This is a genomic window from Leptospira sp. GIMC2001, from assembly GCF_028462125.1.
In the GTDB taxonomy this organism is placed as follows: Bacteria; Spirochaetota; Leptospiria; order Leptospirales; family Leptospiraceae.
Map to the genome: position 1 here is coordinate 2,750,082 of NZ_CP115468.1, position 17,848 is coordinate 2,767,929.

The window sequence follows — 17,848 nt, forward strand, 5'->3', positions numbered from 1 at the left end:
CTATCGAAATTAAATTTAGAACATGACTTTTCCTTGATTTAGATTAAAATTACATAAAATGAGACATAAATGGCAGAACTTGAATACTACGAAAATATAGAATACCAAAACTTCCTTCTATCAAGCAAACGAAGAGAGATTTGCCCTCCAGAAGCAATATTTGACAACTTCAAATTCAATGGAGTAGAAAACCTGGTAGATTTCGGAGCAGGAAAAGGGTTCTTCATTCCGGAATTCAGAAAAGTTCTATCGAAAGAAGCTTGGATCTGGGCTGCTGAATGCCAACAAGAGTTGCTGGATCATATTCTAAAAAGAAAAATCGAAGAAAATATTCCCAATCTCACACCTTTTTTTATCGAAAGGTCTGATCACCCACTTTTACCAGAATGGATTCCACAACCGGATCTCGTATTTTCTTCGTTATGCCTATCCACTTTTCCGAATCCAGGACTTGCTATGGACGGACTGATTCGTTCAATGAGACCAGGTGGACGCCTAATCATTCTAGATTGGAACAAACATGAATACGATATTGGTCCGCGTATAAACGATAAGATTTCTCAGGACAAAATGATGTTCCTTGCAGAAGACTACAAACTCAAGATAACAAAGCATATGCGAATCAAGGAATATTTTTATATTTTGGAAGTGGTTGCTGGAGCCAATTTCGAATGGGGCTATTATGACCTAAAAGAAGAAGAGGCAGATGGCGGAATTTGGGAGAAAAGTTAGCATCCTATAAACTTCTCATAATATCCCAATACGTATTTATCACCAAACAATCATAACTTAATCCACACAAAGTTATATCTTATTCTCTCTGAAATGATCTAAGTAATAGGAATCATTCTCCTCATCACCAATCCGTCCGTTTAAGCAATCAATCCTATCAGTTAAAATTCAATCTTTTTTTAGTCATTTAATTTTTTAAGTCATTTTAATATTGACCATACGCATAACTAAGATGAGTTTACGTTGTGATCGAAGAACGTATATTAGTTTATGTTCTTCCAGATCAATACATTTTTGAATAATAAAATTAGAACAAAGTATATGATGAGCAAATTTTCAAACCTTACAGAACGGATTACGATCTATTTGACAAACCCAATTGTATGGATTCGAAGCTTATTTTCATTTTTCCTATTGGGTTTATTTACTTCCAATTGTCAGCTTCCAGGATTGGAACGATTTCCCTCAGAGATGCTATTCTTAATACGAAATACTTCCAATTTTAAAATTTCCGGAGAGATTCTCAATTTAAAAGGTACAGGACTAAAAATCTCAATTTCCGTCAGTGGGTCTACTGGCAGTCTTCCAATAGAGGAATTGAATCTTGCTTCTGGCACGCAGAGATTTGTATCAAACTCTTTTTACTCCAATCAAAATTCCTATGCTGTTGAAATATTGAGAAATCCAACCGATCCCATTCAAAATTGCGAAACTAGTGAAGGATCTGGCATCATTAACAATGCTGATGTGAATTCAGTATTGATTAGTTGCACAGATACCAATACTGGCATCGCTCAACCGACTTTCTCACTTCCGTCAGGAGAATACCCGATTGCTCAAAATATTACCATTGCTACAACGACTCCGGGTGCTTCGATCTATTACACTGATAATGGAACCAATCCAAATTGCTTACCCATCGCAGGGAATTTGTATACAGGGGCAATTGCTCTGCCGCAACCCACTCTACCTTCGATCAATCTACGAGCAATCGCTTGTAAAGAAACATTGAGTTCTTCAATTTCTTCAGCTACTTACTCAATCACAAATGGTCTGTTAGATCCTCCTTCATTGAGTATAGCACCGGGCAGCTTTGGATCCTCACAGGTTTTAACAATTTCGGCTCCTAGTTCACCGGCAGGTGTAGTTATTCACTACACAACCAACGGTGTGACTCCAGTCTGTACTGATCCAATCTATGCGGGTGCAATAAACATTGATTTCTCTCAGGTTTTGCTTGCGATCTCTTGTCTTCCGACTTATTCGAAATCTTCAGCTGTTGGAGGACTATATGAAATCATAGGAACTACGGCTCCTCCAACATTTTCTCTTCCATCCAATACCTATTCCAATGATCAAACTCTTACACTTAGCACTTTGACGCCAGGAGCAACAATTCACTACAATCTATCAATTGGATCTGATCCAGCTGTTCCTACATGCGGTTCTAGCTTATACACGACAGGTATACCTATCACAACAAATGATACTAGAATCCGAGCCATTGCATGTTTTCCAGGTTGGGCGGATTCTCCGCCTACTATCGTTTACTCATACGGACTGCGAGTAGCAACTCCTACATTAACACCGGCAGCCGGAACATATAAATTGGATCTCACACCAACCGCTTCTTCGACAACTGTGGGGGCAACTTTGCGATACAACACAGGAGCAGATCCAAATTGTAGCACTTCCGTAACGACACCCATAGTTTTGAATTCCGAAACAGAAATTACTACGAGTTATAGAGCTATAGGATGTAAGCCTGGATATGTGAATTCCCTTGTCGCGAATGCATCTTATACACTCACTGGAACTCTCTCAGCTCCTAACATTTCTCTTGCGAGCGGATCTTATGCTGGAGGTCAAATTGTTACAATTAGCCCACCATCCATTCCCACTTCGGGTTCCAGTATTCACTATACAACGGATGGCTCCGCTCCCAATTGCTCAAGCCCATCGACTCCCAATCCACTATCCGTGAATTCTACTCTAACCTTGCGAGCGATTGCTTACAAAACATCGCCTGAATGGAATGCATCTGCGGAAACAGTTGAAAGTTATACTATCAATGGACAAGTCATTGCTCCAACTTTTTCCGCAAGCCCAGGCTTAGTTGGAGGAATCTATGCAAACGATCAGACAATTACCATGTCCTCAGCAACTCCAGGTTCCGTAATTCGTTATACGATTGGTAATGGCTCACAAGCTGCTCCGACGTGCTCGACTGGTGTGTTATCTTCATCTGTTGCGATTTCAAATAACACGAACAATACGATCAAAGCCATAGCTTGCAAACCAAGCTTTGTCGATTCAAATATTGTCGTATCTCCCACCTACACTCTGAAAGTAGCAACCCCAATTGCAGGTCTTACACCTGGAACTTATACTTCCAATCAAGCTGTCAATTTCGGTTCTGCTACTTCAGGATCAGACATTCGCTGGTCTCTTGGATCGGTACCGAATTGTGGATCATCCTCTGGCGCAGTAAATTTGGCTCAAGAATCTGGTTCTCAAAATTTGCAGGCTATTGGATGTAAACCCGGCTACGAGAATTCTAATCTTTTTTCTGGTGTTTATGAAATGAATGGTGTTGTTGCCCAACCCACAATTACAGGCCCCGCGGGATTGCTAAACCAAGTTACAGTCGGGAAAAATCCTAACCCCGCGATCGGCTTACAGACCGCATGCTATAGATTGGACGGAGCTCCTGAGTGTTCACTTGTTGCAAATGGAGCCGTGAACTCTAAAGGTGGCTTCTGTGCGACAGGCTCTTTTCCTTACACCATCTCCGTTCCCATTTCGGTAACTTCAAACTTTCAAGTGAGATCCTGTTCATCAGGTTGGGACAATTCCCCTATCGCTTCTCTTCCGATCACAATTACCAATACTTTAGGAGCCATTGTATTCAATCCCGATCCATCTATTGAAGCAAACAATACCTATAACATGACCTTGAGTTCGGCAGGATCTAGCAAAATATTTTACCGAATTGATGGAACGAATCCAGATTGTTCTGGCATAGGCTCTATCGAATATACTGCTCCTATTCTTGTAAATCAGGATTCCGTCACTTATCGTGCGATTGGTTGTTCCGAACTCAAAGTCCCAACTCCCTTAGCAATTAAGACTTCTGTCATGAAGGTAGCACTTCCTGTAATCACGACGACTGCGGTCGAAGGTGCAAATAGCAATGTTGTTTTTATACAAGCGACTCAACCCACAGCAGGAGCAACCAATTACTATAGAGTTGATGGGGTAAATCCCAATTGTGCGAGCTTGACTGCGCCTGGAACCAACACTTTTCCTGGGGCAGGCAAAACTTTTCCTGATGGAAGTGCAACAAATTATGATATTAGAATTCTCGGATGTCGAACGAATTTCCAGAGCTCAAATTCTATTTCGAAAAATTTTACTTTTACTACTTCAATACCTTATATCACAACACCAATAGGAACAACAGTTCCAAATATGAGTTCTCTCAACAAGACTACCTTTTATCCTAAATCGAATTCCCCAATTTCTTGGATATGCACAAGAACAGGAGCTGTAGATCCAGCCTGTGGAGCTACTGTGAATACTTGCGCTTCTGGATCGAACCTCATCCAAAATACAAGTGGAGTTTTGTCTTTTAATATGGAATCTAGTATCACAAATCTGAAGGCAATTGCATGTAAGGTGAATTTCATCGGATCGCCAGTTGTTAGCTGGAATTATACATTAGATGAGAATAAATTGAGAATCTATAAGACTACACAGAGTTATACTGGGAATCTAAATGTAGCGGGTATGGATGCAGCATGTGGAAGCGATATAGCGAGACCTTATCTTGGGACAGGTGGACTCACATTTGCTGGGCTTCGAATCGGATTGGGAGGTGCTGGAGATACAAGAACACTGACCAATGATTTTCCCTTGAAAGCAAGTAAGCAATATTTTCGCGAAGATGGCGTCACTTCCATTGGAAGCACAAATGCTGCAAATAATGGTTTTGTCTATCCGCTGAATAATTCTGTTTCACCCACACCGGCTAACGCTAGTGATTTTGCTTGGACTGGAATGGGACTAACCGGATCAATTTGGAATTTATCTGCAAATAATTGCAGTGGTTGGTCTAGCACAGCAAGCAATGGCGCTACTGGAAATCCTTGGCTTTCATCAACTGATTCAACCACAGGCACTAATAAAGCTTGTAGTTCACTTGGCTCATTCTATTGCGTGGAGAGAGAAGCATCGTTAGAGCCCTACTATCGATGGAGATTTGAGAATGATTATCTGAGTTCTACAGCTAATATCAAAACAGGAACTGAGAAAAAATTTGGGAATATAATATTTGAAAAATTTCCAGAATTCAACTCAAACAACAAAGAAGGTTCACGTTCTATTCGTTTTACGGGTCCCGCAGGAATGGCCTATGATGTGGGTGGCTCAGTTGATTACGGTGCAATCAATTTGGGTTCTAAATTTTCTTTTACTTTGTGGATTCGAGTGGATGATGTTGCAGGAAGTTACGATGAAAAGTTATACACAATTCTATCCAATCAACTTAATACCAATGGTGAAGCTTTAGGATTTTCGTTAACAGTAAATAGATGGAATAATGAGAATCGTGTTCTTCATGCACAATTTGGATCAGGTATAGTGAAGCGAACTGTGGTTTCCAATTCAAATGCGATTAGCTACGATACCTGGACTCATATTGCAGTAACAGTTGATTATACTACCGGAATCGCTAAACTTTATAAAAACGGACTTCCGCTCACACTGGCGACTGCAGACACTCTTCCCGTAAATATTCCAGGAGCACAAAGTTTTAGATTGGGGACACTGGCTGATTATTTCAATTACAGAGGATATATGGATGATGTTCAGTATTTCACGAAGGCATTGACGGACGCAGAAGTTTTAGCAATTTACAATTCTTATTGAACCTCTATAGTTTAGGTAGCTAAATCATTTAGATTCGGATGTTCTCTTTAGAAAACTATTTGGAATTAATTTGATAGCACTGATTTTTTGTATTGATATAGCTTTTCAATGCAAAAATATATAGGCTATGTCCAGAATCCAATTTTTTGCAAGTCATAGAAATTCTTTACGCCAATTAAGCCCTCTCAATCTATTTCTTATTTTTGGGTTGATTTGCAACATGCAATGCGTGACAATCGATCCGCTTGCATACAAACCGTCTGATCCTCCAGAGCTAATTGGCAAATTAAAACCCAATCAAAAATTGGAGAGTGCACGCAAAATTGCCTTAGGTAAAATTGATGGACCCGAAGGATTAGAAATCGATCGATTGGGAAATATCTATGCTGGAACCGCAAACGGAGATATTGTTCGCATACAGGCGGGAGGCGACGATCCAGAATGGATTGCGAATACAGGAGGACGTCCCTTAGGAATCCAATTGGATGCTAAAGGCAATCTAGTCGTCTGTGACTCCTACAAAGGATTGCTATCGATTGATACAGAAGGTAAAATCGAAGTGCTCACGACAGAATCCAACGGGGTACCATTTGCATTTACAGATGACTTGGACATAGCACGCGATGGCAAAATATATTTCAGTGATGCAAGTTTTAAATTTACTCAGAAGGAATATCTATACGATCTCCTTGAATCAAGACCCTATGGGAGATTGCTCGTTTATGATCCAAAAAATAAAACAACTACGACTCTTTTGGAAAAATTGTTCTTCGCGAATGGAGTTGCACTTTCTAAGAATGAAGACTTTGTCTTGGTTAACGAAACCTATCGATACCGCATAACTAAGTATTGGCTAAAAGGATCTAAATCTGGAACATCAGAAATCTTTATAGACAATCTACCAGGATTTCCTGATAATATCACTCGGTCAGATAATGGAGAATTCTATCTTGCACTTTTTACAAAAAGAAATTCTCAGATGGACAATATGCACCCAAGTCCCTGGAAGAAAAAGTTCACTAGTTTTCTTCCTAAATTTCTATGGCCGTCGCCTGAACCATATGGGTTTGTATTGAGACTATCGGAGAAAGGAGAAATTTTAGAATCCTATCAAGATCCATCGGGTAAAAACATGAGAGCAATCACTCATGCGCAAAAAAAAGGAAATACTCTCTATCTTGGCAGTCTCTATTCGAATTGGATAGGAATACTTGATATCAAGAATCAAGAATGAAGAATAGAAAATTGAAGTTTCAATATAAATTAGTTTCAATATAAATTAGATTAGATTAAATATAAATTATATTGAATTGAATCTGAATAATAATAATAGTATAAATTAGAATATGCCCAATTACAATTCCGCAGAAGAAGAAATTCAAGACCTAATAGAAATCTATCGAGCTGAGTGCGAAGCTGAACGTCAAGACTATCTCACGAAGATGCAATCTCAGTCGATAGCTGATCGGATCAAGCTTGGAGTTAGCTTGTATCCGCTTGAGATTGAGGAAGTTTTCTTTTTTGTCGGTGATTCATGGAAAATGATTCTTAAATCTAAAAATCCAATCCAGAAATACAATAGTTTCTCGGCTGGCACACCGATTTCTGTATTTAAGGAATCCGAGAATCAACTTGGAGTCATATCTTCAATCCAAGACAATAAGGTAACAATCATTATCGACTCAGATATTCCAGAGTGGATGGAAGAAGGCAATGTCGGAATTGATATATTTTACTCTGAGAAAACTTATAAAGAAGGGGAAAAAGCTCTTTCGAGACTTCTAGAAGACAAACCCGATCGTATAAAAAAAAGAAGAGAAATTCTAGGATACATAGATACGAAGCCAAGTTTTTCTAAATGGAAAAATGCTTACAGTATTCCAGAAAATTTTAATCCATCGCAAATAAAAGCAATTCAATCCATTTGTACAACGGACGATTATTTGGTTGTTCAAGGTCCACCTGGAACTGGTAAAACATCTGTGCTTGTTGCTGCAATAAACGAACTTGTGCTTGCCGGACAGAAAGTTTTAATTTCAGCACCAACCAATGCTGCGCTAGATCTTATATTAGAAAAAGCCATCGCTCTCGGAATGAATCCGCTTCGACTCGGACAGACAAGTAGAGTATCCGACAAACTACTTCCATATAGCATGGATGCAAGCATCGAAAATCATCCAATAACAAAGCAAATCAGCAAATACAAAAAACAAGCGGACAATCTGCACAGGAAAGCAACAAGATTTCATCGAAATTTCTCTAAAGCCCATGCAGATGAGAGACGTGAAGCTTGGAGAGAATTCAATGGAATCAGAGAAACAATTCGTAACACAGAACGACAAATCGAAAATGAATTGATTAGAACTCGCAATCCAATACTTGCAACGACAGTGGCTGCAAGCCATCGCAGCCTTCATAAAGCGACTTTCGATATATGCATACTTGATGAAGCTACACAGAGTCTGGAACCGCTTGCTTGGATTCCCATCTTGCGTGCCAATCGAGTTGTACTTGCAGGTGACGAGAATCAATTGCCGCCAACTGTTTTTACTAATGATTCTAAGCTTCTGAATACACTATTTATAAAAACCATTCAGAACTTTAAAGGAACAGACAGACTTGTATTCTTAGATACTCAGTATCGAATGGAGGAAGAGATTCTTAGCTTTTCCAATCACGAATTCTATGAAGGAAAAGTTGCAACCCATGAATCCGTTCATGTCAGAAATAAAATATTTACAGGGCTTTTTGCTAGTAGTCTTGTTTATATTGATACAGCAGGAACTGGATTTGAGGAAGAAAAATCCGAAGAATCGGAAAGCACAAGAAATCCAGGAGAAGCTGAATTTACAATCAATATAGCGAAGAAAATCTCAGAAGAATTGGAGATTGATACTCAAAAAATAGGAATTATCGCACCTTACAAAGAACAAATCTTTTGTCTGAACGAAAAAGCGCAGGCTGCGAATTTTCAATGCGATATATCAACAGTAGATTCTTTTCAAGGTAGAGAAAGAGACGTCATTATACTAAGTTTAACGAGGTCTAACGATGAGTCAGAAATTGGATTTCTCAAAGACTACCGAAGAATGAATGTATCACTCACTAGAGCGAGAAGACTGCTCGTTGTTATTGGAGACAGCAGTACTTTAAGTACGGATTCTTTCTACAATAGATTTATTGACCATGCTAAAGTTCACGGTGACTACCACAGTGCTTATGAATTTATAGAATTGTAAACAGAGTTTCAAAATTCCATTTCAAAAATAATTTTTATTTCGAAAGCAAGATCAATATTCGAATTAGTTTGCGTTATTCATTATAAGTTATTCATTATAAGTTATAATATTAAAGTTAAAATGTGATAATCAAGCTAAGATGCAATATACAAATTACAGTTCGAGTTCTGCTTCTTTGTTACGTGCATTCCAGAACATATTGAATAAAGGATTGAAAATACTAGATCTCTTTCTAGACAATAAATCTCTTGTCCAAATTCGTAATATTTCTTTGTGATGATTGATTGCAAAATCAGAAAACTCTCTTAGTTGTTTTGTTGAAGTTTTAGTCGATTGAAGTTCTCTATCTTTACGTCTCCAATGTCTCTCTGATTCTTGTCTTTCTTTAAAAACCAAATTATGCGCGTACTTATAATCATTGAGCGCTAGGCGATGGAACTTTTCCGATTTCCACCATAAGGAATCATCTGATACTTTAGAAGGTTTGATTTGATTGTTTTCGTCTAGAATATCATTACCGAAATAAAAAGGTTTATACAGAGATAAGCAAGGAGCTGAAGTTCCTGTTAGCCATACAGTCAACTTTTTGTTATTCTTAATCTCGAAAACCATTGAACCAGTTGTTTGGTAAGGGGTTAACATTCCTGAGGCATGCTGACAGATGGATCCATTATTGCCGTTCTCAGGAGAATAATTTGCAACATTATGAGAACGGAGAATATCCATGCTCTCCTTGACTCCAACTCCTTCTGTGAGCGAAAACATCTCTCCCATTTTTGTGACGAGCTGTAGCCTATGCTTGCCCTTATTCATCTTCGTTCGAAACCAATCATTGAATGTTTCTGCAAACGAGAAATCAGAATCGGATTTATGAAAGCCTAGCTTTTTTGCATAATCCATAAGACCCTTACTCGAAAACTGAAAGTCATTTGTGATTGATAGTATATTGGAAATTGCTTGGAATCCATTGATTTTTTTTGCAACCCAATGGCGATCCACAGTTTCTAGGATATAACTTTCGTTCGCATCACCTAATAAAAAACTATTGTGATGAAAAGATTCCATTCCCGAAAATCCAGAATTCGCATCTTGTCCAAATTCTTCAACCAAAGAAGTGATTACATCTAAAGCTTGAGCAGAAGTCTTGCAGCGCTCCAATGCAACTCGAACCAAATCCAGTCCAGTTAAGCCCATATTATTCTTGCTCATGGCTGCCTTAGTAAACACAGGAACATAACCAACAACTAGCCCATGTTCATTGGCACCCATTTCCGCTCCCCATGATGTTATGGGTTTGGAGAGAATGACTTCATAAGATTCTTTGACTTGGGAGATTTCTATATAACTTGTTTGTAATACTTTCTCTTTATTTTTGCGCTTAGGTAAATGAACGATTTCTTGTGCTTCATTCGGTTCACGATTGGAGTTCTTACCAAAAACCAATAAAGATTGATTCTTAGTTGCAGTTTTAGTCGCAAGAAATGTATCACTCATAATTTATTAAACATCAGGTTGAAAATAAAAAAAAAGCCCGGATTTCCGGGCTCTTGTTAGCATAAATATCTCATTTGCCAAGCAAATCTTTGAGAGGGATTCGCTCTTTGGGTAGTTTGGCTAATGCTGGATATTCATAAGATTTATCATAATGAGTTTTATCTTCTGGATCGTAAAAATATTTATAATCTTTTACTTCACGTCTTGAATAGCGCCAGATAGATTTTTCTGGATCTTGGTTTGCGACAAAACATTTAGGATTCATAAATCCCGTATTGCTTTCAGTTTGCACTTTTACAAAATCTTTCGGTGACCATACATTGTGATTTCTATGATCAATTACTTTGACAACTGTGCGAACAGATACCTGCTCCAAAACTTTTGACTCGATAGATGCTTCGGAATACAAGGGAACCACTTCATCTAATTGAGCTTTTTCTGTGCTTGGATCACAAAGTTTATGATAGGTAACTTCTGCATTGGCAGCACAACCAATCATGGAAAAGGAGATTGCAGCGCAAATTGTTAGTTTTTTTAACTCTTTCATGTATTTCCCCTACTATTGGTGGTGATTCAGGCAGTTGTCCAATCTTGGATCTCCGACCGGAATCAATTTGTTGGTTTCCAATTTTTTGAAAACATAAAAACCCATAAACCCTAGTGCACCGATGCTTGCACCCAAGGATAGAATGAATCCGATTACTGCAAAATTCTCAAAATTAGCTGGGAAAACCAACCAATAGATTTCGAGAATCTGAGAGAACAGAATGATAACCGAAATCTTAACTAAAGTGCTAAAACTTCTCTTATTCGGTCTATTTAGAAGTAAAAAGAAAGGAACAACAAATTTGATTGCTGGAACCAAAAGTGAAATGGATGCCCATCCACCGGTCCATCTCTGCTCATAGAAAAATGTTTCTTCTGGAATGTTAGCATAAATGATGAGCATCAATTGTGAGAACGCAACATAAGCCCAGAACACTGTCATTCCAAGCATAAACTTACCGATATCATGCAAATGATTCTCGTTAAAGCTATCACCATAAAATCCTTTCTTCTTAAGCAATGCAGTGATGATTACCCATACAGCAAGTCCTGTCTGGAGTGCTGCCGCAAAATTGTAAACACCAAACATTGTTGAAAACCAATGCGGAGTGAGTGACATGATCAAGTCAATTGCCGCCAAACAAAAAGATAGAGCAAAAAATACTATAGTTCCACCCGAAAGTTTTGCCATAAATTTTGTTTTATCAACGTCTTTGTCTGTATCTTGAGCTGTAGATTTAGAGTAGAACAAATAAGCGAAAATAGACCACACAACTACATAAAATACCAACCTGAAACGAAAGAAATTCTCATTAAGGTATCCACTTTTATGTTTGATCAATTCGTCAGTATCAACAATTCCCTCATGGGTCCACTCATATAGATCATGCATTCCGAGCATCACGCCCGCAAGTGGCAAGATCAAAAATGGAATAAAAGTTCCAATCGTCTCAAGAAGTCTTCTCAGAGTCACAGACCACATTGCACCCGTAATATGTTGAATTGCTGTAAAGAATAGAGCAATTGCAGACAGACCAAAGATGAGATAAGTCGCAACGAGAAGTACGGAATAGCCCATATTTGTGTGATGAGCATGTCCTGTAGCATCAAGGTGTCGAGAGTTCTCATGGCCAAATCCTATAAAGGCATAGGCTAAACTGATAATCCCGATTACGATCATGATTAGGAAGGTGTTTCTTAAACCACCATCCATTTTATAATTCAATGTTTTTTCTTCGAGTTTTACTTGCATCGGTATTCCTTAGTTCTTCTTCCTCGAGTCGTATTCTTGCAATTTTCTGATGTATGCAACGAGCTTCCATCGGTCTTCAGGTTCGATCTGGTAAGCATAACTTCCCATAACTCCACGACCCATAGTTACTATATGGTAGAGTTGTCCATCTGACCAACCTTTGATTTTGTCAGAGACAACCGAAGGTGGTGCAGTTGCAAATCTTGGATAAGGTCCAACTACATTTCCATTTCCTAAACCTTGATTACCATGACAAGGAGTGCAATAGGTTTGGTATTTCTGCTCACCTTTTCTATAATCATCAAGCGATGGATTGGAAACAGGGCTCACCAAACCTTTACTAGGTGCTGGCAAATCATCTGGATTTAACACACTGATATATGGATACGGAGTGTAGCCAACAGGAATAGCTCCATACGGCGGAATTCTTGAGGCAGATTTATTGCTAAAGAAAGTATCCTCTTCTTGGGCTTCTCTTGCATGTGAGTCATACATTTGATTGAAGTATTCCAATGGAGGAGTTTTGTATTTGCAATTGGCTACGGTCAGAATTGCAACCGCAATGAATACCAATTTCGTAGAGAAGAGTTTTGTTTCAGTCATTCTCATGTCTCCTTAACGACGTCCACTTGTTTAGCGCCAAGGCTTCGGACAAAATTAACAACTTCGTCTTGTTTATAACCTTGAGCAGAAGTTGGAATCCATAGACCAAATTTATGGGATGTGAAATGAGGATTGTGGATTTTTCTTTCTAGTTTTGGAATTCCAGCAAGGTAACAAAACATTCCGAAAGTATACATCCCTGCACAGAACACAGTCATCTCAAATGTAATGGGAATATAAGCAAACCAAGCATTGAGGGATTTACCACCAATATTAAGAGGCCAATCGTGCTGATGAGTGAGGTATTGGAAACCAAAACCCATAAGACAGCCAACTATCCCCATAAAAAATGTAACCCAAGGAAGACCTGATCTAGGAGTTCCCATTACTTCATCGATTCCATGAATTGGATACGGAAGCAAACAATCGAAACCTGAGTAATTCTTCTCTTTAGTTTTCTTCGCTGCGTCCATTATCTCAGCCTCGGTGTCAAAAACACCGAGAACTCCAGAATCCATTTCTTTATATTTGTGAAATTGTTCTTTTGTAAACCAATACATATTAATGGTGGCCTCCTGATTTGGTTGGCATCACAGTTTTCACTTCAGCAACCGCAATCACTGGCATAATTCTACACCAAAGTAGAAAGAGAGTGAAGAAGATTCCGAAAGTTCCAACTAACATTGTGTAGTCAAAAATAGTTGGGCTATACATATCCCAACTGGATGGAAGGAAGTCTCTGTGAAGAGTCATCATGATCACAAAACGTTCAAACCACATTCCTATATTCACGAAAATAGAAAGTGTAAACATCACTGGGATGCTTGTTCTCATTTTCTTAAACCAGAAGAACTGCGGAGAAATTACGTTACAAGAAACCATGATCCAATAAGCCCACCAATATGGACCGAAAGCACGGTTCACGAAAGCGAATCCTTCGTATTCGTTACCAGAATACCAAGCGATAAAGAATTCAGTCGCATACGCAAGACCCACAATCATACCTGTAACAAGAATAATCTTATTCATGTTCTCCAAATGCTTCATGGTGATATAGTTCTTGAGGTTGAAAACTTCACGAGCAATTACCATCAGAGTCACAACCATTGCAAATCCGGAGAAAATCGCACCAGCAACGAAGTATGGAGGGAAAATTGTTGTATGCCATCCTGGAAGAATCGAAACCGCGAAGTCGAAAGATACGATTGTATGCACGGACAATACAAGGGGGGTAGAAAGTGCTGCCAAAATCATAGCAGTGATCTCCATATGAGACCATGCTTTTGCGGAGCCGACCCAACCAAATGATAATACATCATACATTTTTCTTCGGATTGGATCCGTTGCTCTATCTCGAAGTGCAGCTAGATCGGGAATCAACCCTAGATACCAGAATACAAGTGAGATGGAAAGATAAGTGGATACCGCAAAAGTATCCCAAATCAGAGGAGATCGGAAGTTCACCCAAAGCGGGCCTCTTTCGTTTGGATAAGGAAATAACCAAAATCCAAGCCAAGGTCGACCAACGTGAAGTATCAAGTTACTTGCAGCAACAATTACTGCAAAAATTGTCATCGCCTCAGCAGCACGGTTGATCCCCGTTCTCCATTGTTGTCTAAAAAGATACAATACCGCAGAAATCAAAGTTCCCGCGTGACCGATACCTATCCAGAATACGAAGTTTACAACAAAGAATCCCCACGAAACAGGATTGTTGATCCCTAAAATGTAGAGACCTTCGTAAAAAAGATAACCGATCACACAAATGTCGATTACTGTGATTGTTGCCGCGATAGAAAACATCTTCCACCACAAGGATGTGGGGAAGGCTTCTGTCGGTTGAAGGATGTCATCTGTGACGTCTTTCGTAGTCTTGCCACCTGTTACCAGGTCAGGCAAGTCTAACTTTTCTCTGACTGAATCTGTCAATGCCATATTGGTTCTATTCTCCCCTCGTTAAATCGTGCTTCGGACTCTGGAGAGATAACTCACAGATGGTCCTACGTTTAGGTATTCCAACATCTTATATGATCTAGGATCTTTCATGATTTTGTAAACTTTCGAATTCGGATCATTGATGTCCCCGAAGCTAATTGCATCCGAAGGACAAGTTTGTTGGCATGCTGATTGGATTTCTCCGTCTCGCAACTTTCTACCTTGGTTCTTCGCATTGATTTTCTTCTCGGCAACTCTAGATGCACAGAAATTGCATTTTTCCATAACCCCACGTGAACGAACTGTAACTTCTGGGTTCAGTCCTAAATGACGTGGCGCTTTTGCTTTGTCTGTTCCAGTCCAATGTTCCATCCAGTTGAATCGACGAACTTTGTAAGGACAGTTATTCGAACAGTAACGAGTTCCCACGCAACGGTTGTAAACCATATCATTGGTTCCTTCCGATCCATGAACAGTTGCCGCAACCGGACAAACTGTCTCACAAGGAGCGTTCTCGCAATGCTGGCACATAACTGGTTGGTGAGCGATTTCTAGAGTTTCTGGGTTTTCTGGATCTCCGATAAAATATCGATCGATTCTCATCCAAGACATTTCACGACCTACTCGAACTTCATCGCGTCCTACTGAAGGAACGTTGTTCTCAATACTGCAAGCTGTAACGCAAGCGCCGCATCCTGTGCATTGTGTAAGGTCAACTGTCATTCCCCATCGATAGCCTTTGTATTCAAATCCTGGATTGGCTCCAGTTGAACGAACAAGCTTGCCATCAACCAGAATTTTTGGAATTTCTGGTTCAGGAATATTAGCCGAAGGATTTGCTTTGAATTCTTGGATCTTGGCAGAAATAACCAGTGGTCTTTCTTTCCATTGTGATCCCATCAAAACACCGGGCGACATCATGTTGTGCGCTTGAGTAGAAGCAAGTTTGTATTTCTTGCCCAATTTCTCAATCTTTACTGCGAAGCCAGAACTGATGATTCCATTCGATGTCGGGATTAAGAAAGGAACTACGCTCTTGCCAACTCCATTGCCGATGGTTCCAACTTTTGATCTGCCGTAACCAAGAGCAATTGCTGTTGCATCTTTATGAAGTCCAGGTGTAACATAAGCTGCAAGTTCTACAGAGTTATTGCCGACTGTAACATTCACGAGATCATTGGTTGCAATTCCCAATTCTTTGGCAGCCTGAGGGCTGATCGCAAGATAGTTGTCCCAAGTAACTTTGGAAATAGGATCTGGCAATTCTTGGAGAATCGAGCTATTAGCCTGCTCTCCATCTTTGATCGCCAAACTATGATATAGCGCTAAAGTCAAACCAGCTGGTGCTGATTCCAATGGTTTGATTGTTCCTCTGAAAGAACGAGCATTTCTATCAGCAGAAAGTGATGCAACAGATCCGCCTACATAGAAACCAGAACGTAGATTGTCGTCCCAGTTACCACGGCCCTTCCATTTGTTCTGAATGTATTCGTAGAAATTCTTAGAACCAGCTATGCTTCCACCAGCCCAATCAATCATCGCGTCTTCGAAAGACTTAGAATTGAAAAGTGGACGAACTGTTGGTTGTTGGATAGCGAATAAGCCAGTTACTGGAGAGGAATCAGACCAAGACTCAAGGAAATGAGATTTTGGAACAACCCATCCAACAGAACTTGCTGTCTCGTCAATTCTAGATGTTACCTGAACAACTAGTGCTGCTTTCTTGAGGCTTGCTTTCCACTCTTCTGCATTAGGAAGATTGTAGATTAAATTGAGATCATTGATAACCAATAATCCAACTTGACCTGCATCCAATTCTTTCTTAAGTGCTAGAAGATTTGCGTAGTAGTTTGTCTTACCATCAAATCTTACGCTTGATGAATCGATGGTTTTGCCATCGTTGCCAAGCATTGAGTTGATCATGTTGACTGCAATCTGTAGGTCGACTGCATCTTTTGTTCCTGCTTGAGCGCCACCTGCAACTACAAGTGATGCACCTCGTGCACCGTTTAGAGCACGAGCAGTCGAGCGAATGAGTTCTGCAGTTACGCCGAGTTCTTTTGCGGTAGCTTCAACATTGATTCCACCTACTCCAGATGCACCACTAAGTCCAAGATCAGACAGAGCTTTTGCGACAGCGAGTGCGAGCTTTCTCTGATCACCTGGTTTGATTGCGATACGTTGGTCTGCATTAGAACCAGTTGTTGTTGGATTGGACTCCGCTGCGATAAAAGTATTAACATCACCTTTACCTTGAACTAAAGTTCTTCTCTTGGAAAAATCTTTTTGGAATTCAACTGGAGAAAGCCAAGTTCCTAGGAAGTCTGCATCAATAGATAGGATTACTTTTGCTTTGTCAAAATGGTAATTAGGAACAATCGCCTTGCCATAAGAAAGTTCTTGACCAAGTGAAATTGCATCTTCTAAGAATGTAAGTTCAGATTCATATACTTTGCCGCCGCCAACAGACTTGAGGAAGTCTTCTGTAATCGCCTTAGAAGATGGAGAAGGCAATGACTTAGAAAGAATTCTAGTCTTACCTTTGTTATCCGCAAGAACAGCAGTTATAGCTTTATTGAGAGCTACCCAATCGGAAGGATAGAATTTACCATTCTTAACTTCATGCGGATCTTGAACTCTGTCCGGATCATAAAGATCAAAAATCGCAACTTGTCCCGATGAACAAAGTGCTCCTTGTGATACAGGATGATTGGGATTGCCTTCTAATTTTAGAGGGCGACCGTCTCTTGCTTTAACGATGGTTCCGCAACCTGCAGAACAAGCTCCACAAACAGACGCATAATGATAAGAGTGACCGTGCTTAACGAAATCGTATTGAGCGTTCTCACCTTCATCTGGTTTATTTAGATTAACATAAGGAACAATCTTCTCAACTGGTTTTTGCACACAGTTAAGAGATGCCATTGCAACACTTGCCCCCATAAACTTGAGGAAAGTTTTTCTATCGAAATCGCCCGCTTTTATCTTAGCGATAATTGGGTCAGGAGATGTGAAAAATTCTTGCTTCTGCAATTCTCTTTCTTCCTGACTGCCACGCAATTCATAGGATTGCCAATGTGATTTTTTATCTTTTTGGAAATTTGTTTCTTTCATTATA

The 17,848-nt window shown here is 39.6% G+C and carries 11 protein-coding genes; 4 read left to right on the forward strand and 7 right to left on the reverse strand.

Features of this window, described 5'->3' with window-relative positions:
- Window positions 1-69 precede the first annotated feature (69 nt).
- The 4 genes from O4O04_RS14200 (at window position 70) to O4O04_RS14215 (ending at window position 8,900) form a co-directional block, all read left to right on the forward strand.
- Complete coding sequence (locus O4O04_RS14200; protein ID WP_272532428.1) at window positions 70-732, forward strand: class I SAM-dependent methyltransferase; 663 nt, start codon at window positions 70-72, stop codon at window positions 730-732.
- A gap of 321 nt (window positions 733-1,053) precedes the next feature.
- Window positions 1,054-5,661: a chitobiase/beta-hexosaminidase C-terminal domain-containing protein gene (locus O4O04_RS14205; protein ID WP_272532429.1), complete on the forward strand. Its 4,608-nt coding sequence runs from the start codon at window positions 1,054-1,056 to the stop codon at window positions 5,659-5,661.
- A 220-nt stretch (window positions 5,662-5,881) separates the two neighbouring features.
- A complete protein-coding gene (locus tag O4O04_RS14210; protein ID WP_272532430.1) occupies window positions 5,882-6,895 on the forward strand; it encodes an SMP-30/gluconolactonase/LRE family protein in 1,014 nt (337 codons plus the stop codon).
- Between the two features lie 112 nt (window positions 6,896-7,007).
- Complete coding sequence (locus O4O04_RS14215) at window positions 7,008-8,900, forward strand: AAA domain-containing protein (protein WP_272532431.1); 1,893 nt, start codon at window positions 7,008-7,010, stop codon at window positions 8,898-8,900.
- Between the two features lie 153 nt (window positions 8,901-9,053).
- Here O4O04_RS14215 and O4O04_RS14220 read toward each other — a convergent pair whose 3' ends face one another.
- From O4O04_RS14220 to O4O04_RS14250, 7 genes are all read right to left on the reverse strand, one after another.
- Window positions 9,054-10,394, reverse strand: a complete 1,341-nt coding sequence (locus tag O4O04_RS14220; RefSeq protein ID WP_272532432.1) for a C69 family dipeptidase — start codon at window positions 10,392-10,394, stop codon at window positions 9,054-9,056.
- 70 nt (window positions 10,395-10,464) lie between these two features.
- Window positions 10,465-10,941, reverse strand: a complete 477-nt coding sequence (locus O4O04_RS14225; RefSeq protein ID WP_272532433.1) for an Lsa16 family lipoprotein adhesin — start codon at window positions 10,939-10,941, stop codon at window positions 10,465-10,467.
- A gap of 12 nt (window positions 10,942-10,953) precedes the next feature.
- Window positions 10,954-12,192 carry a hypothetical protein gene (locus O4O04_RS14230; RefSeq protein ID WP_272532434.1) on the reverse strand — a complete coding sequence of 413 codons (1,239 nt, stop codon included), beginning with the start codon at window positions 12,190-12,192 and terminating at the stop codon, window positions 10,954-10,956.
- A gap of 9 nt (window positions 12,193-12,201) precedes the next feature.
- Window positions 12,202-12,795 (reverse strand): c-type cytochrome, encoded by a 594-nt coding sequence (locus O4O04_RS14235; protein ID WP_272532435.1) that lies wholly within the window; start codon window positions 12,793-12,795, stop codon window positions 12,202-12,204.
- A gap of 2 nt (window positions 12,796-12,797) precedes the next feature.
- A complete protein-coding gene (locus O4O04_RS14240; RefSeq protein WP_272532437.1) occupies window positions 12,798-13,355 on the reverse strand; it encodes a DUF3341 domain-containing protein in 558 nt (185 codons plus the stop codon).
- 1 nt (window position 13,356) lies between these two features.
- Window positions 13,357-14,730 (reverse strand): NrfD/PsrC family molybdoenzyme membrane anchor subunit, encoded by a 1,374-nt coding sequence (gene nrfD, locus O4O04_RS14245; protein ID WP_442915899.1) that lies wholly within the window; start codon window positions 14,728-14,730, stop codon window positions 13,357-13,359.
- A 21-nt stretch (window positions 14,731-14,751) separates the two neighbouring features.
- Window positions 14,752-17,844, reverse strand: coding sequence for a TAT-variant-translocated molybdopterin oxidoreductase (locus O4O04_RS14250; protein ID WP_272532438.1), 3,093 nt, complete (start codon window positions 17,842-17,844; stop codon window positions 14,752-14,754).
- Between the last annotated feature and the right edge of the window lie 4 nt (window positions 17,845-17,848).